The sequence below is a fragment of the Streptomyces sp. NPDC050164 genome (genome assembly GCF_044459945.1).
Taxonomy (GTDB): Bacteria; Actinomycetota; Actinomycetes; order Streptomycetales; family Streptomycetaceae; genus Streptomyces; species Streptomyces coeruleorubidus_A.
This window is the reverse complement of record NZ_JBITJK010000057.1, coordinates 1-25,824: the sequence shown is the minus strand read 5'-3', so window position 1 is coordinate 25,824 and position 25,824 is coordinate 1. Positions and strand designations below refer to the sequence as shown.

At 71.7% G+C, this 25,824-nt stretch carries 17 protein-coding genes; 8 read left to right on the top strand and 9 right to left on the bottom strand.

The features are described from left to right. Window positions 1-11 precede the first annotated feature (11 nt). The 4 genes from ACIBNA_RS41705 to ACIBNA_RS41690 all read right to left on the bottom strand — a co-directional run bounded on the left by ACIBNA_RS41705 (window position 12) and on the right by ACIBNA_RS41690 (window position 13,538). The gene (locus ACIBNA_RS41705; RefSeq protein ID WP_399170554.1) at window positions 12-11,048 is read right to left on the bottom strand and encodes an amino acid adenylation domain-containing protein; all 11,037 of its coding nucleotides are present in this window, start codon (window positions 11,046-11,048) and stop codon (window positions 12-14) included. After that, the gene (locus tag ACIBNA_RS41700; protein WP_399170553.1) at window positions 11,008-12,450 is read right to left on the bottom strand and encodes an MFS transporter; all 1,443 of its coding nucleotides are present in this window, start codon (window positions 12,448-12,450) and stop codon (window positions 11,008-11,010) included. Before ACIBNA_RS41700 ends, ACIBNA_RS41705 begins: the two co-directional genes overlap by 41 nt. A gap of 104 nt (window positions 12,451-12,554) precedes the next feature. Continuing rightward, complete coding sequence (locus ACIBNA_RS41695; protein WP_399170550.1) at window positions 12,555-12,932, bottom strand: MazG-like family protein; 378 nt, start codon at window positions 12,930-12,932, stop codon at window positions 12,555-12,557. A gap of 48 nt (window positions 12,933-12,980) precedes the next feature. Next, entirely contained in the window at window positions 12,981-13,538 is a 558-nt protein-coding gene (locus ACIBNA_RS41690; RefSeq protein WP_399170548.1) for a DoxX family protein, read from the bottom strand. 147 nt (window positions 13,539-13,685) lie between these two features. Here ACIBNA_RS41690 and ACIBNA_RS41685 point away from each other — a divergent pair, with 147 nt between their 5' ends. Next, a complete protein-coding gene (locus tag ACIBNA_RS41685) occupies window positions 13,686-14,012 on the top strand; it encodes a nuclear transport factor 2 family protein (RefSeq protein ID WP_399170547.1) in 327 nt (108 codons plus the stop codon). A gap of 60 nt (window positions 14,013-14,072) precedes the next feature. Beyond that, complete coding sequence (locus ACIBNA_RS41680; protein WP_399170546.1) at window positions 14,073-15,059, top strand: aldo/keto reductase; 987 nt, start codon at window positions 14,073-14,075, stop codon at window positions 15,057-15,059. 285 nt (window positions 15,060-15,344) lie between these two features. On the opposite strand, the gene ACIBNA_RS41675 is transcribed toward ACIBNA_RS41680, so the two are convergent. Then, complete coding sequence (locus ACIBNA_RS41675) at window positions 15,345-16,103, bottom strand: SDR family oxidoreductase (protein ID WP_399170545.1); 759 nt, start codon at window positions 16,101-16,103, stop codon at window positions 15,345-15,347. Between the two features lie 134 nt (window positions 16,104-16,237). Here ACIBNA_RS41675 and ACIBNA_RS41670 point away from each other — a divergent pair, with 134 nt between their 5' ends. Then, window positions 16,238-17,878 carry an alkaline phosphatase D family protein gene (locus ACIBNA_RS41670; RefSeq protein ID WP_399170544.1) on the top strand — a complete coding sequence of 547 codons (1,641 nt, stop codon included), beginning with the start codon at window positions 16,238-16,240 and terminating at the stop codon, window positions 17,876-17,878. On the opposite strand, the gene ACIBNA_RS41665 is transcribed toward ACIBNA_RS41670, so the two are convergent. Next, complete coding sequence (locus tag ACIBNA_RS41665) at window positions 17,865-18,899, bottom strand: Gfo/Idh/MocA family protein (protein ID WP_399170543.1); 1,035 nt, start codon at window positions 18,897-18,899, stop codon at window positions 17,865-17,867. The genes ACIBNA_RS41670 and ACIBNA_RS41665 overlap by 14 nt on opposite strands. Window positions 18,900-18,984: 85 nt before the next feature. Between ACIBNA_RS41665 and ACIBNA_RS41660 the strand changes: the two genes are divergently transcribed. Together ACIBNA_RS41660 and ACIBNA_RS41655 are read left to right on the top strand one after the other, a co-directional pair. Beyond that, window positions 18,985-20,304: a multidrug effflux MFS transporter gene (locus ACIBNA_RS41660; protein WP_399170542.1), complete on the top strand. Its 1,320-nt coding sequence runs from the start codon at window positions 18,985-18,987 to the stop codon at window positions 20,302-20,304. Beyond that, entirely contained in the window at window positions 20,235-21,431 is a 1,197-nt protein-coding gene (locus ACIBNA_RS41655) for a serine hydrolase domain-containing protein (protein WP_399170541.1), read from the top strand. Before ACIBNA_RS41660 ends, ACIBNA_RS41655 begins: the two co-directional genes overlap by 70 nt. A 133-nt stretch (window positions 21,432-21,564) precedes the next feature. Here ACIBNA_RS41655 and ACIBNA_RS41650 read toward each other — a convergent pair whose 3' ends face one another. Beyond that, complete coding sequence (locus ACIBNA_RS41650; RefSeq protein WP_399170539.1) at window positions 21,565-22,086, bottom strand: DUF6415 family natural product biosynthesis protein; 522 nt, start codon at window positions 22,084-22,086, stop codon at window positions 21,565-21,567. Then, window positions 22,083-22,421 (bottom strand): hypothetical protein, encoded by a 339-nt coding sequence (locus tag ACIBNA_RS41645; protein WP_399170538.1) that lies wholly within the window; start codon window positions 22,419-22,421, stop codon window positions 22,083-22,085. The genes ACIBNA_RS41650 and ACIBNA_RS41645 overlap by 4 nt, the downstream gene beginning before the upstream one ends. Window positions 22,422-22,838: 417 nt before the next feature. On the opposite strand from ACIBNA_RS41645, the gene ACIBNA_RS41640 reads away from it, so the two are divergent. Continuing rightward, window positions 22,839-23,633, top strand: a complete 795-nt coding sequence (locus ACIBNA_RS41640; protein WP_399170537.1) for a helix-turn-helix domain-containing protein — start codon at window positions 22,839-22,841, stop codon at window positions 23,631-23,633. Window positions 23,634-23,650: 17 nt separating this feature from the next. Further along, the gene (gene cyaB / locus ACIBNA_RS41635) at window positions 23,651-24,205 is read left to right on the top strand and encodes a class IV adenylate cyclase (protein WP_399170536.1); all 555 of its coding nucleotides are present in this window, start codon (window positions 23,651-23,653) and stop codon (window positions 24,203-24,205) included. A gap of 237 nt (window positions 24,206-24,442) precedes the next feature. On the opposite strand, the gene ACIBNA_RS41630 is transcribed toward cyaB, so the two are convergent. Beyond that, window positions 24,443-24,757, bottom strand: a complete 315-nt coding sequence (locus ACIBNA_RS41630; protein WP_399170535.1) for a hypothetical protein — start codon at window positions 24,755-24,757, stop codon at window positions 24,443-24,445. Between the two features lie 556 nt (window positions 24,758-25,313). Between ACIBNA_RS41630 and ACIBNA_RS41625 the strand changes: the two genes are divergently transcribed. After that, window positions 25,314-25,733 carry a hypothetical protein gene (locus tag ACIBNA_RS41625; RefSeq protein WP_399170534.1) on the top strand — a complete coding sequence of 140 codons (420 nt, stop codon included), beginning with the start codon at window positions 25,314-25,316 and terminating at the stop codon, window positions 25,731-25,733. The last annotated feature ends 91 nt before the right edge of the window (window positions 25,734-25,824 follow it).

Sequence of the window (25,824 nt, the reverse complement as noted above, 5' to 3'; positions counted from 1 at the left end):
AGCGGTTTCCCTCAGCCGCCAGCCACCGCGGACCTCAGTGCCTCGGTGAAGGACCCGGCCCACGCCTCGACCGTCTCGTGGGTGAACAGGTCCGTCGAGTACTCGAACGTGACCGTGATCGAGTCGGTCTCGGGTGCGATCACGACGTAGAGCTCGTTGCGGGCCACGCCCTGGGCGGGGAGGGCGCGGATGGTGGTGGAGACCTCCTGGAGGTTCAGGGCCGGCGGCTCTGTGGTGATCACTGTGAACAGGACCGTGGGGAACAGGGCGTCCTTCAGCTCGGGCGAGACGAGAGACACCACGTCCGTCAGGGGCAGTTCCTGGTGATCGAGGGCCGTGAAGAGGGTGCTGCTCAGTTGGGACACCAGGTCGGGGAAGGTTTCCGCTTCGGACAGCCGGGCCCGCAGGAGTACGGCGTCGCCCAGGATGCCGACGATCTCGGCGCGGTCGTGTTGGACGCGGTTCGCGCTGGAGGCCGCCAGGACGATGTCGCCTCGTTCGCCGCACAGGTCGGCCAGCCACGTGGCGAACGTGGCCGCTAGGACCGTGTAGGCGGTGGTGCCCAGGCGGGTGGCCGTGCTGGTCAGGCGGGCGGGTGTGTCGTCGGTGACGGTCCAGGTGTGCAGGGCGCCGCGGCCGGAGAGCTTGCCCGGGTGCGGGTGGTCGTAGGGGAGGGCCGGGCGTAGGGGGATGTTGTCGAGCTCCGTGCGCCAGAAGTGCTCCAGGACTGTCCTGCGCTTGTCCGGCAGTGCGTGTTCCGATCGGGCGAAGTTCGTGAACTGGGCGACGGTGACCGGAAGTTGGGGTGCCGTACCCGATCGTCGCGCGTTGTACAGCTCCTGCAGGTCGCGTCGGATGATGCTCAGGGACCAGCCGTCGCACACCGCGTGGTGGAAGACCGTCACCATGACCCAGTGGTCCTCGGCGAGACGGGCCAGGCGGAAGCGGAAGAGCGGGGTCTGGTTCAGCGTGAACGGGGTGGCGACCTGCTCTCGGCACCAGCGGTCCATGTACTCCGCGTCCCCGGCGTGGGCGCGGAGGTCGGTGATCGGCAGCGTCACGGGGACATGGGCCAGGATTTCGACCTCGTACCGTCCGTCCTCCCGGCGGACCGGCCTGCCGCGCAGCGCGTGGTGGCGTGCCACCAGGTCCATGAGGGCCTGGTGCAGGGCCTCGGGGTCCAAGTCCCCCCTGAGATCCATGCGGTGGGCGATGTTGTAGACGCTCGGGTCGGGGAGTGCGTGGTGGCGGCGCCACAGGCGGCGCAGGGTCGAGGGCATCGGCGCGGTGTCCACGACATGGTTACGTGTCGCGATGCCTCGGATCGTCGGATCCAGGAAGAAGTCGGCCATCGTGAGATCGACGTCCGCCTCCTCCCGCATGCGGTTCAGCAGCCGGATCGCGCTCAGGGAGTGGCCGCCGAGTTCGAAGAACGAGGTAGTGACCGGGATCGGCCGGGTGCCCAGTTCCTCGCCCCACAGGTCGTGCAGCGTTTTCTCCAGGGCCGTCGTCGGCCCGGTCTGCGACGGCTCGGCGGACTCGTCCCCCGGATCCGGCAGGGCCGTGCGGTCCAGCTTGCCGGAGGCGTTCACCGGGAGGCGGTCGAGGGTCACCCAGCGGCGCGGCACCAGATGGTCGGGCAGTGCGGCGGCCAGTGCGGTGCGCGGGTCGGGCCGGGAGGCCCCATCGGCCGGCACCACGTACGCGACCAGCTCCATGTCACCGTGGCGGTCGCGGCGGGGGAGCACCGCCGCGTCCCGGACCCCGCGCAGTGCCGTCAACGCCGACTGCACCTCGCCCGGTTCGACGCGGTAGCCGCGGATCTTGACCTGGTCGTCCGCCCGGCCCCGGTACTCCAGCGTGCCGTCCGTGCGCCGGCGGCCCAGGTCGCCCGTGCGGTACAGCACCCCGCCCGCGCCGTCGTCGAGGAACGCGGCGGCGCTCTCGGCCGGGCGGTCGTGGTAGCCGTGCGCCACCGGCGTGCCGCTCACATGGATCTCGCCGACGGCGCCGACCGGGACCTGCCGGCCCGAGTCGTCCAGCAGCAGGATGCGCGCCCCCGGCACCGGGGTGCCGATCGGGGGCCACTCCTCGCCGGCCGGGTCGACGCGGTGCGACGTGACGATGATCGACGTCTCCGTGGGGCCGTACTGGTTGTAGAGCGCGCAGTGCGGGTGCGTGGCGAGGAAGCGGCGGAAGGCGGGCGTGAGCTGGAGTGCCTCGCCCGCCGAGAACAGCTCGCGCAGGGAAGGCAGGTGAGGGGCGGCCTCCATCAGGTACTTCAGCGGGGTGCAGGGCATGAACATGCGCTGCACCCGGTGATGGCGCACCGCCTGCGCCAACGCCGCCGGGTCGTGCCGTACAGCGTCGTCGACGAGGACGAGCGCGGCTCCCGAGGCCAGCGTCGTGAAGATCTCCTGCACGCTGACGTCGAACGCCGGTGACGTCCACTGGAGGGTGCGCAGCGCGGGGTGGCGGCGCAGATGGCCGTGGACCAGGTTCGCCGGGCCGCGGTGGGGCACGACGACGCCCTTCGGGCGGCCCGTCGAGCCCGAGGTGTGGATGCAGTACGCGGGGTCCTGCGGACCCGCTCCGTCCGTGAGCGGGGTGGACGGCAGTGTGTCGTCCGCCTGTTCCACACGCAGGACGGGCAGCTCCGGCGCGAGGTCCGGGTGCCCGGCGAGCGCGGTGCCGGAGGTGAGCAGGAGTACGGGTGTGCCGTCGTCGAGCAGCAGCGACAGCCGCGGGGTGGGAAGGGACGGGTCGAGAGGGAGGTATGCCGCCCCGCTCTTGAGCACCGCCAGCAGGGCCGTGATCAGCTGCGGGCCTCGTGGCAGGAGTACGGCGACCCGCTCTCCGCGCGCCGCGCCCCTGGTGCGCAACTGCCGGGCGAGGCGGCCCGCCGCCGCGTCCACGTCCGCGTAGGAGAGGTGTTGTTCCCCGCTGATCAGCGCTACGGCGTCCGGGGTGCGGCGGGCCTGCTGCTCCATCAGACCGTGCAGAGTGGCCTGGGGCCCTTCGCCGGGGTGCTCCGCGTGGGACAGGGCCGCGCGGTCCGCGGCCGTGAGTGCGGTCAGGTCCGTGAGCGGCGCGCCCGGTGTGTCCAGGGCGCGGCGCAGGACCTGTTCGACGTAGTCCACGAAGCGGCGCACCGTGGCCTCGTCGAAGAGGGCCGTGTCGTACTCGACCATGAAGCGGACGCCGCCCGCGTGATGGGTGAGGTAGACGCTGAGGTCGAACGGGGCGCGGGCGCTCGGGATGTCGAGCAGGGTGGCCGTCAGGCGGGGCGGGTCGAAGAGGGCCTCGCCCTCGTTCTCGTACTCCACCATCACCTGGAACAGCGGATTGCGGCCCGGGTCACGACGCGGGTTGAGCGCGCCCACCAATTCGTCGAAGGGGACGCCGCGGTGTTCGTACGCCGACGTGCTGCTCTCCCGGACCCGGTGCAGCAGCGTCGGGAAGTCCGGCTCGCCGGTCAGGTCCAGGCGCAGCGGCACGGTGTCGAGGAACAGGCCCACGTGGTCTTCCGCGCCCGCGGGGCGGGCCGCCACCGCGGTGCCGATCACCACGTCCCGTTGCCCGCTGAAACGGCCCAGGACCGCGCCGATCGCGCCGGTCAGTGTCATGAAGAGGGTGGCGCGGTGTCCGGCGGCGAACTTCCGCAGAGAGTCGGTCAGTTGGGCGTCGAGGGCGTGCGTGAGGCTCGCGCCCGCTCCCGTCCTGACCGGCGGGCGGGGGCGGTCGGTGGGCAGGGTCAGCTCCGGTGCGTCGCCGAGGCGCTGCCGCCAGAAGTCCACAGACGCGGGGTCTGCCTCGGGTGCCGCCGGCAGTTCGGGCAGGGGCGGCGGCTCCGAGCCCGCACTGCCGCCCCGCCGGGCGCGGTAGTACGCGGCGAGGTCCCGGGCCAGCACAGCCGTGGAGGAGGAGTCGAAGACGATGTGGTGGGCCAGGAGGAAGAGCAGGTGGCGGTCCGGGGACAGGCGGAGCAGGCGGGCCGCGACCAGAGGACCCGTGGCGAGGTCGAGTCGGTGGTCGTCCGCGAGTGCCGACCGCAGGGCCTCCTCCTCGGTCGAACCCGTGTGGTCCTCCACCGGGCAGTCGAGCGGCATACGGTCGCTTATCTCCTGGTAGGGGATCCCGTCCGTGTCGCCGAACACCGTGCGCAGCGCCGGGTGCCGGTCCGTGACCCGGTCCAGCGCCCAGCGCAGGGCCGGGACGTCCAGCGGGCCTTCCAGCCGGATCGCCTTGGGCTCGTGGTACATGGCGGTACCCGGGTGCAGTTGCTCCAGGAACCAGATACGGCGCTGGGCGGGGGTGAGCGGCGCCCGGCGGGGCGCTGAGGGTGCCGGAGGCTTCGTCCCGGGAGCCGTCCTGCGCAGCCGGTCCAGTACCGGCAGCGCCGCCAGCACCTTCTCCTTCGGTACGCCGAAGTCCACGAAGCAGGCGATCTCGTCCGCACCGGCCTCCCGCAGACGCCGTACGGTCTCCGCGGCCGTGTGCTCGTCGCCGATCAGCGCGCGGGAGTCGCAGTAGCGCTCGTAGGCGCGACCGAGAAGGAACTCCACGTCCTCCTCGGGCGTGTTCTCCAGGTCCACCTGGAAACCGAGACTGTTGGTGACCTGGTCGAAGAGGGAGAGCGAGGAGCGCAGATACGACAGGAAAGGCCGGTACGCCTCGGCCCGCGCCCGCTCCGCGTCGTCCTCCAGGTACGTGTGCACGAGCACCACGACCCGCCCGGCCGCCGGGTCGAGACCGTGCTCGGCACGGCAGCGCCGGTACAGCGCGATGTTCTCGGCCAGTTGCTCCACCGTCTGCGTCATCAGGTTGGTGACCACACCGAGATCCTCGGCGGCCGCCCGTCGGTAGCTGTCCGGGTTGCCCACGACGGCCACGTACATCGGCGGCCGTTCCTGTACGGGGCGGGGGTGCAGGCGGATCTCGACGGGGGTGCCGTCGCCCGCCGTCGTCTGCACCGGCTGTCCCGACCAGAGGTCCCGTACGGTCGCCAGGTGCTCGTACATCACTTCGCGGTGCCGGCCGAAGTGCTGCGGCGCGAGCGCGAAGTCGGTGGCGTGCCAGCCGCTCGCGAAGCACAGGCCCGTCCGGCCGCCGGAGATGTTGTCGACCACCGACCACTCCTCCGCGACCCGGGCGGGATGGTGCAGCGGCAGCACCACGGAACCGGCGTGCAGCCGGATCCGGCTGGTCCGGGCGGCGAGGGCCGCGGCCAGCACGGAGGGGTTGGGGAAGAGCGCGCCGAAGGAGTTGAAGTGCCGCTCGGGGAACCACAGGGCATGGAAGCCGTGCTGGTCGGCGAAGTCCGCGGCGGCCATGATCAGGCCGTATTTGTCGTGGTCGGTGTCCTGGGGGTAGTCGCCGAAGAAGTAGAGGCTGAAGTCGAAGGCAGCTGGGGGCGGGTTGGAGGGGGTGGGAGTGGGCGTGGGCGCGGGCCGGGGGACGAGGGGTGCCGGCGTCCGTGCCGGAGTGGGCGGTGCCGTCGTGGTGCCGGTCGCCGCGAGCACGTCCAGTTGGCGGGAGATCATCTCGCCCACCTGGTCGACGAGCTGCTCCGCCAGCCGTAGCTGCTGACCGAACAGCGCGTGCAGTCCTTCCGGTGATTCCGGCAGCCCTTCCCGTGATTCCGGCGCAGCGGCAGGCGCCGCCGGCTGCTCGACCACCGGTTCCTGGATCACCGGCAGGTCTCCGCGTAACCGCCCGACCCGTTCCGCCAGCCTCCGCGGTGTGTCGGCCGAGTCGAACACCTCCCGGACCGGGACCCGGACGCCGTACCGCTGCTCCAGCTCCGTCGTCATGCTCATCAGGGACAGCGAGTCTGCGCCCAGTTCGAAGAACGAGCTGTCCGGTGTGACGTCGGCGATCGGGCGGCCGAGCTTGTCGGCCGTCAACTGCCGGACGGCGTCGATGACTTCACCGTCCGGTACGGGCAGGTCAGGAGCGGCGGCCGACGTCACGGCCTGGTACGGCACCGTACGCCGTCGCAGCGGATGCCCCGGAAGCCGCACCCGGCCCCCGTCCCCGGTCAGCGCCTCCCAGTCCAGGTCCGCGCCCCTGCCGTACAGCGAGCCGAGCGCCGTCAGGAATCCGTGTGCCTGCTCGGCTGCCCCGTCCCCTTCGCCCTGCCCGCTCAGCCAGCGGCTGTCGGGTACGCAAGTCCGGCCGAGGCCGGTGAGGGTCCGCCCGGCGCCGATCTCCACGAAGTCCAGGCAGCCCTGCTCGACGGCCGTGCCCATGGCGAGGTCGAAGCGGACCGGCTGCCGGGCCTGACGGCAGAGGTACTCCACGTCGGCCGTCCAGCCCGCCCGGCGCAGCTCACCGTCGGCCGTGGTCACCAGCGGGGTGCGCAGCGGGCGGTACGTCACGCCGCGCGCACGGATCCGGAACTCGTCCAGGGCGCTGTCGATCTCCGCGGAGTGGAACGCCCGGTCGACCGGCAGCGCACGCCACCGCAGGCCCTCCTGGTCGAGCAGTGCCGCCGCCTCCTTCAGGGCCTGCGGCGGGCCCGAGAGCACCTGGGCGTGGGGGCCGTTGACCGCGGCGAGCTCCGCACCGGCGGCCAGTGCGATGCGCCGCGCGGTGGCCTGGTCGGTCCGGACGGCGAGCATGCCCCCGGCCGGGCAGCGGGTCTGCATCAGTCGCCCGCGCCAGGCGGTGAGCCGCAGCCCGTCCTCCAGGGTCAGGGCACCGGCCGCGTACAGGGCGGCGTACTCGCCGACGCTGTGCCCGAGCAGGAGGCCGGGGCGTATCCCGGCCGCCCGCCAGGCGTCCGCCAGTGCCGCCTGATGGGCGAACAGGGCGGCCTGCGCGGTTTCGGTGGGCCAGATCTCGTCGTCCGCGGGACGGTCGGCGAGAGCGGGGGCGGGGGCGGTCAGCAGCCGCGCGAGCAGGCTGCCGCCGAACTCCTGGGCGTAGATCTCCTCGCACCGGTCGAGCGTGGCCCGCGCGGCCGGGTGCGCGGCGTACAGGCCGTTCGCCATGCCGCGACGCGCACTGCCCTGGCCCGCGAACGCGAAGGCGACCGGGCCGAGAGGGGAGGACGTGAGGTGGTGCCGTTCCCCCAGCGCGCGGGCGAGTTCGCCTGCCGTGCGGCCGGCCACGGCGGTGCGCGCCGCGCGGTGCGGCCTGCCGAGGGCCAGGGTGGCGGCCACGTCGGCGGCCGGGAGGCCGGGCCGGGCGAGCAGCCGGTCGCGAAGCCCGGCCGTGAGCTCGTCCAGGGCCTCGGGGTCGCGGGCCGACACGGGCACGAGGACGGGCAGTTCGGGGGCGGGGCGAGGGCGTACGGGCGGGGCCTCCTCCAGTACCACGTGGGCGTTGGTGCCGCCGACGCCGAGGGCGCTGACCCCGGCCCGGCGGGGCACGTCGTCCGGCACCTGCCACGGCCGCAGTTCCGTGGCGAGTGTCAACGGGCCGCCGGACAAGGGCAGTTCGGGGTTCGGTCGGGTGAGGTGCGGTGTCGGCACCAGGGTGCGGTTGCGTAGCATCAGGACCGTCTTGATGAGCCCGGCCATTCCGGCGCAGCTGTCGAGATGCCCGATGTTCGGCTTCACGGAGCCGACCACGCAGGAGGCGGGGCGACCCGCGTGCTCGCCGAGGGCCCGTGCCAGCGCCGTGAGTTCCACCGGATCGCCGAGGCGCGTTCCGGTGCCGTGCGCCTCCACGTACGAGATCGTCTCCGCGGGCACCTCCGCCCTGCGCAGCGCCTGGCGTACGACCTCGGCCTGTCCCTCGACACCGGGAGCGCTGAAGCCGACCTTGGCGGCGCCGTCGTTGTTGACGGCGGAGCCCAGGATCACCGCGTGCACGGTGTCGCCGTCGGCCAGTGCCCGGTCGAGGCGCTTGAGCAGGACGGCGGCCACGCCGTTGCCGCCGACGGTGCCGTCGGCCTCCGCGTCGAAGGCGCGGCAGCGTCCGGTGGGGGACAGGATCGACCCGGGGTGGCTGTGGTAGCCGGTCTCCTGCGGCAGATGCACGGCCGCGGCGCCCGCCAGCGCCAGGTCCGTCTCCCCGGTGAGCAGCGCCTGGACCGCGAGGTGCACCGCGACCAGGGACGTGGAACAGGCCGTCTGCACACCGATCGCCGGGCCGGTGAGGCCGAGCCGGTAGGCGACGCGGGTGGCGAGGAAGTCCGGCTCCTGGCCGATGGCCGACTGCATGCCGGCGGCCGGGTCCGACGGGTCGTACGGTGAGCCGGTCGCGGGCTGCTGCTGGTGGTCGTAGAGGTTCATGCCCGACCCGGCGAACACCCCCACCCGGACGCCGGGCGCGGTCGCCGCGTGGCCGCCGTCCTCCAGGGCCTCGTGGCAGCACTCCAGGAACAGCCGGTGCGCGGGATGGGTCAGTCCGGCCTCCTTGGGACTCATCCCGAAGAAGTCCCCGTCGAACTCCTCCACGCCGTCGAGGATCCCGGCGGCGGGCACGAGGCCGGGCGCGCGGCGCTGCTCCGGCGACAGGCCCGCCGCCGCGAGCTCCTGCTCACCGAAGACCCGGACGCTGTCGACGCCGTCCCGCAGATTGGCCCAGAACTCCTCGGCCGAGTTCGCGCCGGGGAAGCGCAGCGACAGTCCGATGACGGCGACGCGGTGTTCGGGGGAGTTGGCGGCGGTGGTGCTCTCGCCGGTGATTTCCTCGGGCTGGATGGCAGGGTCGGGCTGGACGGCGGTGTTGGGCTGGACCGCAGGGTTGGGCTGGGTCCCAGCCTCGGGACCGACCGCGGTGTCGGGCCCGGTTTCTGCCGAGGGGTCGGCCTCCGCCTCGGGCCCGGTCCTCACAGCAACCTCAGGCTCGGCCCCTGGTGCGGGGTGGGTCTTTGCCTTGAGCCTGGGCCCTGCTGCGGGCCCTGCCGCGACCTCGGCCCTGGTCCCTGCCGCGGGTTCGGCCGCGACCTCGGGCCCGATCCCGGGTGCAGGCTCGGCCGCAACCTCAGGCTCGGCCCCTGCCGCGAACCTCGCCCCTGCCGCGGGGCCGACCCGCGCCTCAAGCCCGACCCGCGCCTCACGCCCGGCCTCCGCCCGAGGCCCGGCCTCCGCCTCAGGCCCGACCCCCGCCTCAAACCCGGCCGCAGCCGTCGGCCCGCTCGCCAGGTGTGCCGCGAGGGCCGTGGCCGTCGGGTGCTCGAAGAACGCGGTCTGGGCGATCGGCGTCCCGAGGCGTTCCGCCAGCCGGTTCCGCAGGCGCACCAGCAGTACGGACGTCAGGCCGAGCTCGTAGAACGGCATATCCGCGTCGACCGGACGGCCCAGCACGGCGCTCAGTTCCTCCCGGACGGCCCGGGTCACGGCGTCCGCCTCCGCCCGGGCATCCGGTGCCGCGGTCGGCGCGGCGCCGAACCCACCGGCGACCAGGCGGTTCTGGAGTTCCGCGCGGCGCACCTTGCCCGCCGGCGTCCGCGGGAACTCGCCCGCCGGGACGGGCAGGACGTACGCGGCGGTGAGCCTGAGGCGGGTGTACAGCGCCGCCTTCACCTCCGCGGCGATACGTATGTCCTCGGCGGCGCCGCGGCTGACGAAGAACACGGCGAGGTCCTCCGTGCCCCGCTCCGGGTGCGGGATGCCGCAGGCGGCGACCTCGCCCTGGCGGACGCCCTCGACGGCGGTGGCGGTCTCCTCCACCTCGTGGCAGTACACGTTGTGGCCGTTGAGGATGATCACGTCCTTGCGGCGGCCCGTGATGACGACCTGGCCGTCGTGGAGGAAGGCCAGATCGCCGGTGTCGAGCCAGTCGCGTCCGGCCGGGTAGGCCGCGGCGTCCGCCTCGGGGTTGTTCACGTAGCCGGGGGTGAGCCGCGCGGCCGAGTGGACCTGGAGCCGGCCGATGCGGCCCGGCGGGGCGAGGTCGCCGCGGTCGTCGACGATGCGCAGGGTGACGCCGTGCGCGGGCGAGCCGGAGGCGACGAAGGTGACACGGTCGGCGTCCGGGGTGTCCTCGCCGGCCCGGACCAGGTCGCCGCCGAGGCTGTTCCTGAGCAGGCGGTGCACGGTGCCCGGCCGGTCCAGCCGGCCGTGGGTGACGGCCGTGACCGTCTCGGCCATGCCCCACACCGGGGCGATGTGCTCCTCGCGCACGCCGTACGGGGCCGTCGCGTCGAGGAAGCGGCGCAGCACCGGCAGCACGACCCGCTCGCCCCCGCACACCAGCGACTTGAGGCCGCTCAGGTCCCAGGAGCGGTCGGCCCGCTCGGCGAGCGCGTCCGAGACCAGCCGGTAGGCGAACGTCGGTGCCCAGCCGTGTTGCGCCCGGTGTTCGTGGAGGAGGTCGAGCCAGCGCAGCGGGTCGGCGAGCACGCGTTCGGTGGGTGCGTGGACGTTGGTGCAGCCGGTGAAGACCGCGAGCAGGTGGTAGAGCAGGAAGGCGCCGCTGTGGTCGACGGGCAGCCAGTTCACCATCGTGTCGTCCGGCCGCACGTCCAGGACCCGCCGGCTGCTCGCCGCGAAGTCCGCGAGCCCGGCGTGCGTCAGCCGGGCGGCCTTCGGGACGCCGGTGCTGCCGGAGGACAGCATCAGCAGGGCCGTGTCGGACGGGTCCGGCTCGACGAGGTCGTCCGCGGGCGGCGCCGCGAGACACTCTCGCGCCAGGGCGACCCGCATGGCGGGCGTGGCGTGGGCGAGGGCAGCCGCGCCGGGTGCGTCGGTCAGGACCAGCCGCTGGTCGAGCAACGCGCAGGCCTGCCGCAGGCGTTCGAAGGCCGGGGAGCCCGGCGCGGGGTGCTCGGCGATGGCCACGGGTAAGGCACCGCCGAGCACACAGGCCCAGAAGGCGGGGAAGAACTCGGCCAGTGGCAGCCCGCACAGCACCACCGTGTCGCCGCGCCGCAGTCCGTGCGCCCGCAGGCCGGTGAGCATACGGCGGGCCGCGTCCAGCAGTTCGGGATACGACCGTGAGCTCGTCGTGCCGTCGGCGGCGAGGGTGACGACGGCTGAGCCGGGAGCGGACCGGGAAGCGCCCAGCAGCGCCCGCACGGCGTCGACCGGATCGCCCTCCGTGCGTTCGGGCTCAGGACCCCGGCAACTGGCTTGCCCCCGTGGACGTTCCATGCGCGTCTTCTCCCTTTTCTTCGCTGGCTGGCGAATGATCTGAGCGGTTCTCGCCGACGGGCGAGTGGTTCTCGCCGGCGGACGGGTGGTCGCCACCGGTGGGTAGGCGGTTGTCGCCGGTGGGTGGGTGGTTCTCAGCGGCGGGCGAGTGGGTGTCGCCGCCGGCCGGGCCCGGCCTGCCCGTGCCGCGCCGGCCCGCCGTGAGCAGCAGCAGCGCCAGCGCCCCGCACACCGCCGCCCCATGGAAGACGCCCACGACGGCCAGGGCGGGCAGGACCTCCAGGGCGGCTGCCGCGGCCATCGTGCCCAGGGCGAATCCGGACTGCTCGGCGGTGGCGGACAGGCCGAACAGGCGGCTGCGCTGCCGGTCGGGGGCCGCCTGGAGGCGCGAGGTGTAGACGATCTCGGTCCAGCCGTCCGCGAACCCCGCCGCCACGGCCGCCGCCATCAGGGCCGGGGCGGGCAGCCCGGTGAACGCGGCCACGAAACAGAACGACATCGCGCAGGTGCCCACCGCGAACGCGCGCTCGCCCCAGGACGTGCCGTGCGACCGGCGTTTGAGGACCTGGTGGGCGAGCAGGGTGCCCACGGCCCACGCCGACCAGAACCGGGTCATGAACACCGCCGGACCGGACGGTTCGGCCGCGTGCGCCGCCAGCGGCAGCGCGACGTTGTGCGACGCGGACGCCAGCGCGTCCAGACCCCGCAGCGCGATCATGCCGAGCAACGCTCCGGCGAGGCCCGCCACCCGGAGCCGCAGCCGCCCGCGACGGGCCCCCGAGGAGCCGGTGCCGCCCTGCTCCGGGAGCTCCTCGGGCGGGTCGCCCACCGGGTCGTCGTCCGTGCGCGGCCGGAGCACCAGCACGGCCGCGGCCGACACCGCGAAGCTCGCGGCGTTCACGGCGAACGCGACACCGAAACCGCCGAGGGCGATCACCGGCGCGGCCGACGCGAAACCCAGCACCGTGGCGACGGAACGGGCCGTGACCAGCACGCCGTTCGCCCGGGCGCGGCTGTCCTGCCCGACCATGACCGGCACCGCGCTGCGCAGGGCGACGTTGAAGAACGTGTTGCCCGCGCCCAGCACGACCACCGCCCCGAGCAGCACCCACAGCGGCGTGTCCGACGCCTGGAGCGCGAGCGCGACCATGGCGAGGGTCTGGGCGAGGTCCGTGACCACCATGACGGTCCGGCGCGTGACCCTTGCGGTCAGCGCCCCGGCGGCCAGGCCCGCCGTGACACCGGACAGCAGCCGTACCGCCATCACGATGCCCACGCCCAGGGCGGTGCCCGTGACCTCGTACGAGAACAGGCTGAGCGCGATGAGATTCAGATAGGTCCCGTACGCCGACACGGCATGCGCGACCACCACGGCACGAAACCGCCACTCCACCCCCGTCACCGGACTCCTCAACCTGGTTGGGCCAGGGTCGGCCGCTCGGCGCTTTTCACCGCAGCGTAACCCGACGGGGAAAAGTGAACGGGCTCTTGTGCGTTATTCGATGATCAGAGCGACGGACGCGGCACGTCCGCTTGTGCCGATCGTCCCGAGGACCGTCGCGTCACCCGCTCCAGGTGCTGTGCGAACACCTCACGCGAGTCCGGCGTGAGCGAGCGCAGGGCGACCAGGGCCGTGATGACCACGTCGCACAGCTCCGACTGCACGTCGTCCCAGGTGTGGGTGACGCCCTTGCGCGGGTTCTGGCCGGTCGCGCCGATCACCGCCTCGGCGACCTCCCCGACCTCCTCGGACAGCTTCAGGATGCGCAGCAGCACGCCCTCGCGGCCCTCGATCGGGCGGTGGGAGCCGAGCCACTCCCAGAGAGTCTCGACGGCGGCCCACAGGTCGGGAGAGGGCGGGGCCTGCGGTGTGTGATCGTTCATGGGGCGGCAGCCTGCCACGGGGGTCTGACAGCGAGGCGCCGCCGACGGCTACTCCATGAACTCCTCTTCGAACAGCGGGTCCTGCTCGCCTTCCTTGGCCTTCCGCAGCCGCCGGGCGCGCGCCCCCACCACCAGCGCCGTCCCCGCCGCCGTCGCCGCGAACGCCGCCGGAATCATCCAGCCCCGGTTCACCGCGTGCCCGAGCGCGTGGTCCAGGGAGAGCCTTCCCGGGCCGGTGACGGCCAGGCCGGCGGCCGTGAGGCCCAGCGTCGCCGCGTACTCGTAGCCGCCGCTCTGGTTGAAGAAGCCGTTCGGCGTGTGCACCGCCGCCGCGCCCGCCATCGCACCGGCCGCCGCGGCACCGGCCGCCGGTGTGGCCAGGCCCAGGGCCAGCAGCGCGCCGCCGCCGGTCTCCGCGAGGCCCGCCGCCGTCGCGCTCGCCTTGCCGGGGGCGTAGCCGACGGACTCCATGAACTGGCCGGTCCCCTCGATGCCGTGCCCGCCGAACCAGCCGAACAGCTTCTGTGTGCCGTGCGCGGCCAGCACACCGCCCGTCCCCAGCCGAAGCAGCAGCAGGCCCAGATCACGTCGGTCGTAACGCCTCACGTCGTCTCCCGGAGCAGACAGCAGGAACAGAGGAACACTCCCCGTCGCGTTTCCACCGTCGCACTCCTGACACCCCCGGACCCGCCCGGGACGCCGTTCGGGTGGCACGGGTGGCGTGGCGAGGTGGCCGGTACGAGGCTGACTGGCATGACGATTCAGACCACGCGTCTCAGCGATCCGGCCGTCCGCGCCTTCGTGACCGCCGTGAACAACCACGACCGCGAGGGTTTCATGGCGCTCCTCGCGCCGGGCGCGACCATGGCGGACGACGGCTCCGACCGCGACCTCGCCGACTGGGTCGACCGGGAGATCTTCTCCTCCCACGGCCACCTGGAGGTCGACAACGAGTCCAACGGCGGCCGCGCCCTCCTCGCCCGCTACAGCAACGACACCTGGGGCGAGATGCGCACCCGGTGGAGCTTCACCGTGGACGACGACGGCCGGATCTCCCGCTTCGAGACCGGGCAGGCCTGAAAAACCCACCCCGCCGGGAGGCTTGCGTTCGAGTGCACTCCAACTCCTAGCCTCCCGGACATGGAAACCACACGGCAGCTCGGACGCAGCGGCATCGAGGTGAGCGCCCTCGGCTTCGGCTGCTGGGCGATCGGCGGCGAATGGCAGGACACGGACGGGCAGCCGCTCGGCTGGGGCAAGGTCGACGACGAGGAGTCGGTACGGGCCGTGCGGCGCGCCCTCGACCTGGGCGTCACCTTCTTCGACACCGCCGACACCTACGGCGCCGGACACAGCGAACGCGTGCTCGGCCGGGCCCTCGGCAAGCGCAGGGACGATGTCGTCGTCGCCACCAAGTGGGGCAACGTGTTCGACGAGGACACCCGGACCCGCACCGGCGGCGACGCCTCCCCGGCCTACCTGCGCCGCGCCCTGACCGCGTCCCTGGACCGGCTCGGCACCGACTACGTCGATCTCTACCAGTTCCATCTCTCCGACGCGGACCCCGAGCAGGCCGCCCTGCTCCGGGACGCGTGCGAGGAGCTGGTCCGCGAGGGGCTGATACGGGCCTACGCGTGGAGCACCGACGACCCCGCACGCGCCGCCGTGTTCGCCGAAGGGCCGCACTGCGCCGCCGTCCAGCACACCCTCAACGTCCTCCAGGACGCCCCCGCGATGATCCGGCTGTGCGAGGAGGCGGGCCTCGCGAGCATCAACCGCAGTCCGCTGGCCATGGGGCTGCTCACCGGCAAGCGCCGGGACGGGCAGCCGTTGGAGGCCGGGGACATCCGCAGCAGGCCCCCGGCCTGGCTGCAGGGTTTCGGTGACGGGTCCGGCGCCGACCCGGAGTGGCTCGCCCGCGTCGATGCCCTCAGGGACGTCCTCACCAGCGAGGGCCGAACGCTCGGCCAGGGCGCCCTCGCCTGGTTGTGGGCGCGCAGCTCGCGCACGATTCCCATCCCGGGCTTCCGCTCGGTCGCCCAGGCGGAGGAGAACGCGGCGGCGCTGGAGAAGGGGGCACTGACCGGCGCACAGCTGGCCGAGGTGGACCGGCTGCTCGGGCGGTGACCCTTGCGGGCCGGCCCTTGAACGTATGCGGCAGTCGTTCCACGCGCATCGGTGCGCACCCCGCGGTCCCACGCGGGGTCCACCCCCACCCGGTGCCGTGGAACGACTGCCGCGGCCCCCCTGGAAATGTGGCCGGCGGAAGCTCTCAGATGGAAACTCTGCGCTCCAACTGTGAAGCTTTCGTGTAGGAGATTTGAGCATAAGTGCCCGACCGGCCGCAATGGTGCGGAAGTTCATATTCCGCTTGTGCAGGTTGACGGGTTGACGAGTGCGCGCCCCCGGGGGTCAGCCGCGCCCGACGTACGGCATCGTCGTGGCCAGGACGGTCGCGAACTGCACATTCGCCTCCAACGGGAGCTCCGCCATGTGCCGCACGGTGCGGGCCACGTCGGCGACGTCCATCACCGGTTCCGGGGCGACCTCGCCGTTCGCCTGAAGCGCTCCCGCCCGCATACCGGCCGTCATGTCCGTCGCCGCGTTGCCGATGTCGATCTGCCCGACGGCGATGCGGTACGGCCGCCCGTCCAGCGACAGCGACTTGGTCAGGCCGGTCAGCGCGTGCTTGGTCGCGGTGTAGGCCGCCGAGTGCGGACGCGGTGTGTGCGCGGAGATCGAGCCGTTGTTGATGATCCGCCCGCCCTGCGGGTCCTGCTCCTTCATCTGCCGGTACGCCGCCTGCGCGCACAGGAACGCCCCGTTGAGGTTGGTGTCCACCACGTGCCGCCACGCGTCGTAGGGCAGCTCCTCGACCGGCACGCCGCCGGGCCCGAACGTGCCCGCGTTGTTGAACAGCAGGTCGACCCGCCCGAAGCGCTCGACGGTGACGGCGAACAGGGCGGTCACGTCCTCGGGCCGTGAGACGTCCGTCCGTACGGCGAGAGCCGCGCCCTCGGGCACCAGGGCCGCCGTCTCCTCCAGGGTCCCGGCGCGCCGGCCCGCCAGCGCCACCGACCAGCCGGCGCGGAGGAGTTCCACGGCGACCGCGCGCCCGATACCGGATCCCGCCCCGGTCACCACCGCGATCGCATTTTCCTTGGCATTCATGGGCCCGCAGCGTACGGGAGGGCCCGCCATGCGGAACTCATCCGTCCGTCACGCGAGTGCTGTGTACGTGTCAACCAGGTGTCGTCCCCGGCCACTCCAATGCCCCCTGCAGCCATTCGTCAGGGGAGGACCGGATGACACCCGCAGCACACCCGTCCCAGCACGCCCCCGAACTCCGCGCGGCAGCCCGGCACATCGGCCGCCGCCGCTTCCTGACCGCCACCGGCGCCGCCGCCGCGCTGGCCTTCGCGACCAACCTGCCGTCCCCGGGAGTCGCGGCCGCCGCCGAACTCGACGCCGCGCGGATCACCGAGAACCCCTTCACGCTGGGCGTCGCCTCCGGCGACCCGCTGCCCGGCTCGGTCATCCTGTGGACCCGCCTCGCGCCCGCCCCGTTCCAGGCCGACAGCGGACTGCCCGCCGAACGCGTCACCGTCCACTGGGAGCTGGCCCACGACGAGCGGTTCCGCCGCATCGCCCGGCGCGGCACCGCCACCGCGCACCCCGAGTTCCACCACACCGTCCACGTCGAGGCCAGCCACCTGGACGCCGGCCGCGTCTACTACTACCGCTTCCGCGTGGGCCGTTGGGTCAGCCCGACCGGCCGCACCCGCACCGCCCCGGACCCCGGCAGCCGCGTCCCGGAACTCACCCTCGCCGCCGTCTCCTGCCAGGCCTACCACGACGGCTACTACACGCCGTACGCCCATCTCGCCGCCGACGACGTCGACCTCGTCTTCCACCTCGGCGACTACCTCTACGAGTACGCCGTCAACTCCGCCGGCGGCCAGCGCAACTACACCGACCGCACGCTGCCCGGCCTCTTCAACCGCGAGACGCTGACCCTGGAGGACTACCGCCTGCGGTACGCCCTGTACAAGTCCGACCCCGACCTCGTCGCCGCGCACGCCGCGCACCCCTTCGTCGTCACCTGGGACGACCACGAGACCGAGAACAACTACGCCGACGACATCCCCGAGAACAGCGTCCCGCCGGAGGAGTTCCTGCTGCGCCGCGCCTCCGCCTACCGCGCCTACTGGGAGAACCAGCCGCTGCGGCAGCCGCAGCGCCCCGCCGGACCGGACATGCGGCTCTACCGCCGCCTGCACTGGGGCCGGCTCGCCCAGTTCGACGTCCTGGACACCCGTCAGTACCGCTCCGACCAGGCCTACGGCGACAAGGCGCACGTGCCCGGCCCCGAGTCCGACGACCCGGCGCGCACCATGACCGGCGCGACGCAGGAACGGTGGCTGCTCGACGGCTGGCGCTCCTCACGGGCGCTGTGGAACGTCGTACCGCAGCAGGTCCTGTTCGCCCGGCGGCACATGGACGCCACCACCCCGTCGCGAGTGTCGATGGACGCGTGGGACGGCTACAGCGCCTCACGCCGGCGCGTCCTCGACGGGGCGAAGGCCGCCGGTGTCGAGAACCTGATGGTCCTCAGCGGCGACGTGCACTCGGCGTACGCCTTCGACATCAAGGACGACTTCGACGACCGGTCCTCCGTCACCCTCGGCACCGAGATCGTGGCGACGTCGATCTCCAGCGGCCGGGACGGCGCCGACAAGCCCGCCACCTGGGACACCTACATGGGCGCCAACCCGCACCTGAAGTTCTTCAACGGGCGGCGCGGCTACGTCACCGTCGCCCTGGGACAGCAGTCGGCGCGGGCGGACTTCAAGACCGTGCCGTACGTCACCCGGCAGGGGGCGCCGGTCACGACGGCCGCGTCCTTCGTGACTCAGGTGGGGGAGCAGGGGCTCAAGCCGGCGTGAGCTCGGCCGTGAGGTCCTCGTCCGGGGTCTCGCCCGGGTAGCGGACGCCGACGCGGTCCCGGATCGCGTCGAGCGTCCGCATCACGGCGAGCGTGCCGTCGAGCGGGACGAGCGGGGACTGGGTCTCACCGGCGCGCACGGCGCGCATCACCTCGGCCGCCTCGTGACGGAGGCTGTTGCGGGGCCCGTCCGCCGGGTCGGCCGTGAACTCCTCGGGGTCACGGCCGTCCCGGTGGAGCACGAAGCGGTCCGGGAAGAAGAAGCCGTGCGGGATGTCGATACGGCCCTGCGAGCCGGTGACCGAGGCGGAGGTCGCCGTGCCACCGACGATGGAGCAGTGCACCGAGGCGAGAGCGCCGCTCTCCCAGGAGAGCAGTGCTCCCGTCTGGAGATCGACGCCCTCCTCGGAGAGCACCGCTCTCGCCGCGATGTCCGACGGCTCCCCGAGCAGCAGCTGCGCGAACGACACCGGGTACACGCCGAGATCGAGCAGCGCGCCCCCGCCCAGCTCCGGGTTCCGCAGCCGGTGCGAGGGCGGGAAGGGCCCGGCCAGCCCGAAGTCAGCCTGGATCGTGCGCACTTCACCGATCGCCCCGTCGTCGACCAGCGACTTCAGCCGCCGCACCAGCGGATTGCAGTACATCCACATCGCCTCCATCAGGAAGCGCCCGTGCTCCCGCGCCAGCGCGACGAGTTCCGCCGCCTCACGCACGTTCAGCGTGAACGGCTTCTCGCACAGCACGTTGCGCCCGGCCGCCAGACACAGACCGGCGGCGGTCCGGTGCGCCGTGTGCGGCGTGGCGACGTAGACGACATCGATGTCCTCGTCCCGCGCGAGCGCGTTCCAGTCGCCGTACGCCCGCGGGATCCCGAACCGTTCGGCGAACGTCTTCGCGGACGCCTCCGACCGGGACGCCACCGCCACGACCTCCGCGTCCGGCAGGTCGATCAGATCCGCGGTGAACGCGCCCGCTATCCCGCCGGTCGCCAGGATCCCCCACCGCACCGTGTCCGCCGTCATCGCGCCCCGCCTTCACCTCGTGACCCCGAGCAGTCCGTACGAGCTGAGAGCATAGGTGGCGATCGACTCGAAAAGGGAGGGACTCATGCCCGAGGGTGGGGCGTCCATATCGAACACCACGCCGGGGGCCGCAGCCGGGACGGAGCGGCCCGACCTCACACCGCACCGCCGCACCGGGCTCCTCGTCACCTTCCTCCTCGGAAGCCTGACCGCCGTACCTCCGCTGGCGATGGACATGTACCTCCCGGCCCTGCCGGAGGTCACGCGTTCCCTGCGGTCGCCCGCCGCGACCGTTCAGCTCACCCTCACCACCTGCCTGGCCGGCATGGCGCTCGGCCAGCTCGTGGTCGGGCCGATGAGCGACCGGTGGGGCCGCCGTCGCCCGCTGCTCGCCGGGCTCGGCGTCTTCGTCGTCGCCACCGTCCTGTGCGCGCTCGCGCCCACCGTCGAACTCCTCGTCGCCTTCCGGCTGGCGCAGGGCCTCGCGGGCGCGGCCGCGATCGTCATCGCCCGGGCCGTCGTCCGCGACCTGTACGACGGCATGGCCATGGCCCGCTTCTTCTCCACCCTCATGCTGATCTCCGGGGTCGCCCCGGTCGTGGCGCCGCTCATCGGCGGGCAGGTCCTGCGCGTGACGGACTGGCGGGGCGTGTTCGTCGTCCTCACGGTCATCGGCATCCTGATCGGGGTCCTGGTCTGGACGAGGCTGCCCGAGACCCTGCCGCCCGCGCAGCGCCACAGCGGCGGCGTCGGGGAGGCCCTGCGCGCGATGCGCGGCCTGCTCGCCGACCGCTCCTTCGCCGGCTACACCCTCACCGGCGGCTTCGCCTTCGCCGCCCTGTTCGCCTACATCTCGGCGTCCCCGTTCGTCATCCAGGAGATCTACGGCGCCTCCCCGCAGACGTTCAGCCTGCTGTTCGGCGTCAACTCGGTCGGGCTGGTCCTCGTCGGCCAGATCAACGGCAAGGTGCTCGTCGGCCGGGTCAGCCTGGACCGCGTCCTGGGGATCGGCCTGTCGATCGTCCTCACCGCCGCGACCGCGCTGCTGTTGATGTCCCTCGGCGTGTTCGGCGAGGTCCCTCTCGCGCCCGTCGCCGTCGCGCTGTTCGTCCTGATGTCCGCGATGGGCATCACCCTGCCCAACACCCAGGCCCTCGCCCTGATGCGCACCAAGCACGCCGCCGGCTCGGCGTCCGCCCTGCTCGGCACGTCGTCCTTCCTCATCGGCGCGATCGCCTCCCCGCTCGTCGGCGTCGCCGGGGAGGACACGGCCGTCCCGATGGCCGTCGTCCAACTGGCCGCCGCCCTGGTGGCACTGGCCTGCTTCGTGGGAATGTGCCGACCCTGGAAGACGGACGGGAAGACGGACAGCAGGCGCGTGAACGCGGAGGGAGCAGACAGCTGAGCGCACCAAGACTGCGCGACGGCACGCCGGAACGGGCCGGACTCGACCCCGGGGAACTGCGTCACCTGGTCCGGGAGGTCCACGTCCTCACCACCGGGCAGCGCCCCTGGGCGTCGGGCGCGGTCGTGGTCGTCGGACGCGGCCCGGTGATCGCGGTGGAGGAGGCGGCGGGCTGGGCCGTGCGGTACTCGGCCTACGACGAGGACACCGACGCCGGTGTGGAACTGCCTGCCGAGGACCGCGTCCCGATGACCGTCGGCACTCCCTTCGACCTGGCGTCCCTGACCAAACTGTTCACAGCCGTGGCCGCCGTGCAGCAGATCGAGCGCGGCACCCTGGGCATCGACGCGCGGGTGGGGGCGTACCTGCCCGACTTCACGGCCGCCGCCCGGCACGGCATCACCGTACGGCAGCTGCTCACCCACACCTCCGGGCTGCGGCCCGAACTCCCGCTGTACGACTGCGCCGACGACGCCGGGCGGCTGGCGGCACTGCGGGCGGAGGCGCCGGTCGCGGTGCCGGGCACGTACCGCTACTCCGACCTGAACATGCTGCTCCTCCAGCACGTCCTGGAACGCATCACCGGCCGCACGCTCGACGTCCTCTTCCACGACGGCATCACCCGGCCGCTGGGCATGACGGCGACGGAGTTCGGGCCGTGCCCCGGGGCGGCGGCGACGGAGGACCAGCGGCGGCCGTGGGCCAAGGCGGACCGGGGGATGCTGCGGGGCGAGGTGCACGACGAGAACGCCTGGGCGCTGGGCGGTGTGGCGGGCCACGCGGGCCTGTTCTCCACCGGCCGGGACCTCGCGGTGTTCTGCCGCGCCCTCCTCGCCGGCGGCTCCTACGGCCCCGCCCGCATCCTCGGCCCCGACTTCGTCGACCTCCTCTTCACCCCGCCGGGCCTGGGCTTCTCCCTCGACCAGCCGTGGTTCATGGGCGACCTGGCGGGTCGCGGCGCGGCGGGCCACACGGGCTTCACGGGCACGTCCCTCGTCCTCGACCCGGCGACGGACACCTTCCTCATCCTCCTCACCAACGCGGTCCACCCACGCCGCCGCCGTCCGGACAGCGCGCCGAGGGCGGCGGCGGGGTCGCGGGTGGCTCGGGCGGTGCGGGGGATGTGAGAGGGGGAGCGATGATGTGCGGGGTGGTCATGAGGGGCCGGGCGCGAGCGCCGCTCTCCTGAAGCGGGTGTCGCAGGTTGGAATTCTGCCGGGGGCACCAGCGCACAGGCCGTCTGCGGATATCCGTAGACGGTCAGGGAGCAGCGGAGTCGCGCCGCGCCTGCCGGAATTCCTCGTAGAGCCGTTCACCGGTCGCACATACGCCGACGGCCTTGCCCTCTTCGTTCACGGCCCGGCACGCTGGGCATGCCGGGCAATGCTGCAGCATGCGCAGGTACGCGGCACGCTCGGGACCGCTCGGGCACTGATGGTCCCCGTTCTCGTAGTGGTCGCAGAGGACGCGGACGGATCGGGCGAGGCGTTGCGCGTGTGCGATGTGGGCGGACAGGTGGCGGCCAGGTTCGGAACTCAGCCGCAGGCGGGCTTCCCCAACGCAGAAGAGCGCACAGGCCCGGGGCACTGTGTCCTCGGGCAGGGCCAGCGCGGCCGTCTCGACCTCGGGGACAGCCACCATGATGTGACCACGCAGTTGGAGCGTGAGCGTCTCCAGCTCCTCGGACGAGAGCGACCCGGCGTTCCGTGCAAGGAGACGGTCCGCACAAGAGCGCATCGTTTCCAGGTCCAGCGGTACAGCCTTTGTGGCGGTCGCCCTCACGACTCGTCCTCCTCGTCCGCGCAGCCGCCCACCATCACGAGCGCCAGCACGTCGGCCGGCCTGCACAGGTGACCTGGCCGGGTCATGGGCAGCGCCCAGTACGAGGCCTGCGTGTGCACGTCCGACTCGGTTTGGTCGGCGCGCGGCACCCCCGGGTAGGTGCCCTCGCCCAGGCACTCCGCAGCCGGCGTGCCCCAGGTCTTGGCGGTGCCGTGCGGTACGAGAGCGTAGTAACGGCGGAATCCAGGGTCGTGGATGACCGGGCCATCGCCGAGAAGCAGTGCGAGCTGATCGCTCATCGTGGAGGAGTCGTAGCCGCTGAAGGCTCGATGCACGATCCGGTCAGAAAGACGGACGGCCTCGAAAATCTTCCCCAGCGGGATGAGCGCGAGCCTCGCGGCACTGCTCCACTCTCGGCGGACTGTGTCCGGTGAAGGGTGGGCGGATGCCAGCCACCTTTCAACCGTCCCGCACAGGGGCGGACTCACCACGGAAGTCCGGCGCGCTACGCGGGCCGTACTCTCTGCCATGTCGACCTGCTCTCTCAGGTTGGCCACGCCCGGAGCCGTATCAACAGCCGCCGGGGCCTCGAGTCCACACCAGGATCTTGTGACTCTTCGTGTCGGCTCGATACCGCTCAGGTAATCTCACGGTGGGATGACTTTCCATCCCGTTGTGGATACCGGGGGCCGTGCATGGGGATCACGCTGGAGCCGATCGAGCTGCCTGACTGGGCCTGGGAACGCGCCGAGGTGCGTCAGGCCCTGCGCAAGCGAGACATCGGCGCGGTGTTCCGCCACGTACAGCAGTACGCCGGAGCCAGCCAGGCCCGCATCGCCACCGCAGTAGGAATGACACAGGCACGCGTCAACGAGATCATCAACGGCCACCGCGAAGTCTCAACACTGGACGTCTACGAACGGATCGCTGACGGCCTTCACATGCCCGACGACGCCCGTCACCTGCTCGGGCTGGCCGCTGGCAGCGAAAAGCGGTCAAGTGGTGCGGCGTTCGACCTCGCGGCGTTCCCCGAAGTCGTCCGCGTATACGCGACCCAGAACTCTGCAGCCGAGGAGATCCGACAGCAAGCGCGCGAGGCACAGGAGCTGGACGTCCTCGCCGTGCGCGGACTCGGCCTGATCGGTCTCAACGAGAGCCTCCTGCGCACCAGCCTGCTGCGCGAGCAGGGCGGAAACAGCCTCCGCGTCCGGGTGGCCCTCGTGGATCCGGACAGTCCTGCCCTCACTCGTCGTGCGGCCGAGATCGGTGAGTCCGCTGAGTCCCTCGCCGGAGGCGTGCGACTCGCAGAGGCACGGCTGCGCGAGCTGGCGGACACATGCGACATCGCGGTATGGCGCTACCGCATGCTGCCCACCTGGCGGCTCATCCGCACAGACTCCACCCTCTTCGTCGGCGCCTTCGACGCAGGCTGGGAAGGCCACGAGTCGGCAACGTACAAGGTGATGGAAACTCCGCACGGCCCACTGTTCCGGGGCTTTCGCAGGATGTTCGAGGCCGTCATCGAAGGCGCACAACGCACGGTCTGAAGAAAGGGAAACCGCTCATGATCGAGGCGGAGCTGAAGGCCCGCGTGCACGCACCCGAGTCAGTCGCGCAGCAGCTCGACAAACTGGCGACGGCGCGCGTCGAGGTGTACCGAGACACCTACTACGACCGCCCCGATGGCTCCCTGGACAAGACCGGCGAAGAACTACGCGTACGCACGGTGCACGGCACGGACGGAACCCGCACAGTCCTCACGTACAAGAGTGCCGCAGTCGACGAGGCCTCCGGATCCAAACCCGAGTACGAGACCCACGTCGAGGACGCCGAGGCTACACACGCCATCCTGCGAGGCCTCGGGTACGTTCCGTTCATCGCCTTCGAAAAGCACTGCCGGAACTACGACTTCGAAGCCCACGGTCGCAAGATGCTCGCAACCCTCGTCCGCGTCCCCGAGATCGACGGCACATTCCTCGAAGTCGAAACACTCGTCGACGATGACGACTTGACCTCCGCGCTGGACGACATCCGCTTCGTCCTCACTGATCTCGGCATCAGCCCCGAGGACCTGACACGCGAGACATACACCGGAGCCGTCGCAGCGCAACGCCGCTGACGGCACTCCAGGCCGGTTGCCAAGGAACCTTGGACCAAATTATGAGCGTGACACCGCTGCTCGACCACGCTCAGCCCCACTGGCACCGTCCCCGCCCCATCCATGACAGCAGTCGCAGACAGAGGCCCGAGGGCCGAACTGTCAACCATCACCCGTGACCGGATAAGCCCCACACCACAGTGTCTAGTCCCAGGTGATGTTTGACGTTCTGGTCCCAGCTGATGCTTGACGGTGGGCCTAGACAACATCGGAAATCTTGTAGGGCTTGTCCGCCTTCACATGGCGGACGGGAATGTCGGTGGTGCGCTGGATGACGCGGACCTGGCCGTCCAGCTCCACCGTGAGGGTCGCCTCCGCCACGTGCACGGTGATGGTCCGGCCTGCGTACGGGCGGCCGAGGGAAACTCTCTGCCGGCAGACCATGACGGTGCCCACCGCGCTGACTCGCCGCTGCACCCGCACCGGCTCCACCCGGGGCCGGGGCGGCGGGCCCGCGGGCCGCAGGCCCTGCAACCGCTGCACCTCCTCGCTGGTGAGCGGGTTGGGCCGCACCCGCAGCTCCAGCCCAAAGCCGCTCCGCCGACCTAAGTAACCGAGGTGATGGACTACTAACAGGCCACTTCATTCCGAGATTTCACAACAACAGATGACCGTGGCCGCGATCGTGGTTAAGGGCATCTGATCCTGTCTCACCCTGACGCCACCCTCAACCGTGGTAGCGAGGCTGGACGGACAAGTACCTACCTTCCCGAGCTTCAGGCCCTGATCGACGTGGTTACCACCGAGCACGGGCTTGATCTCTACTGCCGGGATTTAACGACGGTAGTTGTAGGAGGTTCAACGAGGTTGTGGAGTTGCGAGATTTGAGCTACCGCGCTTACCTGGATGTGGGTGGTTAACCTCGACCCTACAGAGGGGCTCACACCGCCCACGGGGCCTGCGCCATCTAATCGGGCGCTCGCCCGTAGCCGCCATTTACGCTGCTCCGTCAGCACATCGGCGCTGCCGTCACCCATCAAACGAAGCGGGAATCGGCCCTGGCGTCATCCGACACTCACTAAGACCGAGCAAGAGGGAGGCGTGGACGATGGCTTTTAGGAAAGTCCGCGTGACGCTGCACAGTATCTTCAATGACAACACAGGAGACGACCCAGGGAGCGAGCTGGAGATCTTCGGGCGCTGGGATGTCAACCGCCTCAAGTTCGACCCTGACATCGCCGAGGTTGTTTCCCTCGAGCACCATAACCTCTGGAACAGGACGGGCGATAATTCTAAGCCCATCGAAGAGGGAGATGCGCACATAATCGAGTCTTCCGTCGACGTAGATCTTTTCGACGGGGAATTCCTGCAAATCGTCGGGCACGTGAGCGAGCAGGATGATTTCGGACCGAACGACGTCCTCGGCAGCTTCGAGAAAAGGCTGAATCTCAACGAGGTTACGACCGGGCTGGTGCAAATCCCGCAATTCAATGAGAGCAACCAGAGAGTCAACGTAAAGATGTCGACGCGAGTACTGGAGTCAGCCTAGCCTCGACCTTTCATGACGGTCCGCCAGCTCCGTCGGCGGACCGTTTTCGTGCCGTGGACGAAGGCTGTGCAGGCCCAGGGCCCGAATGTCG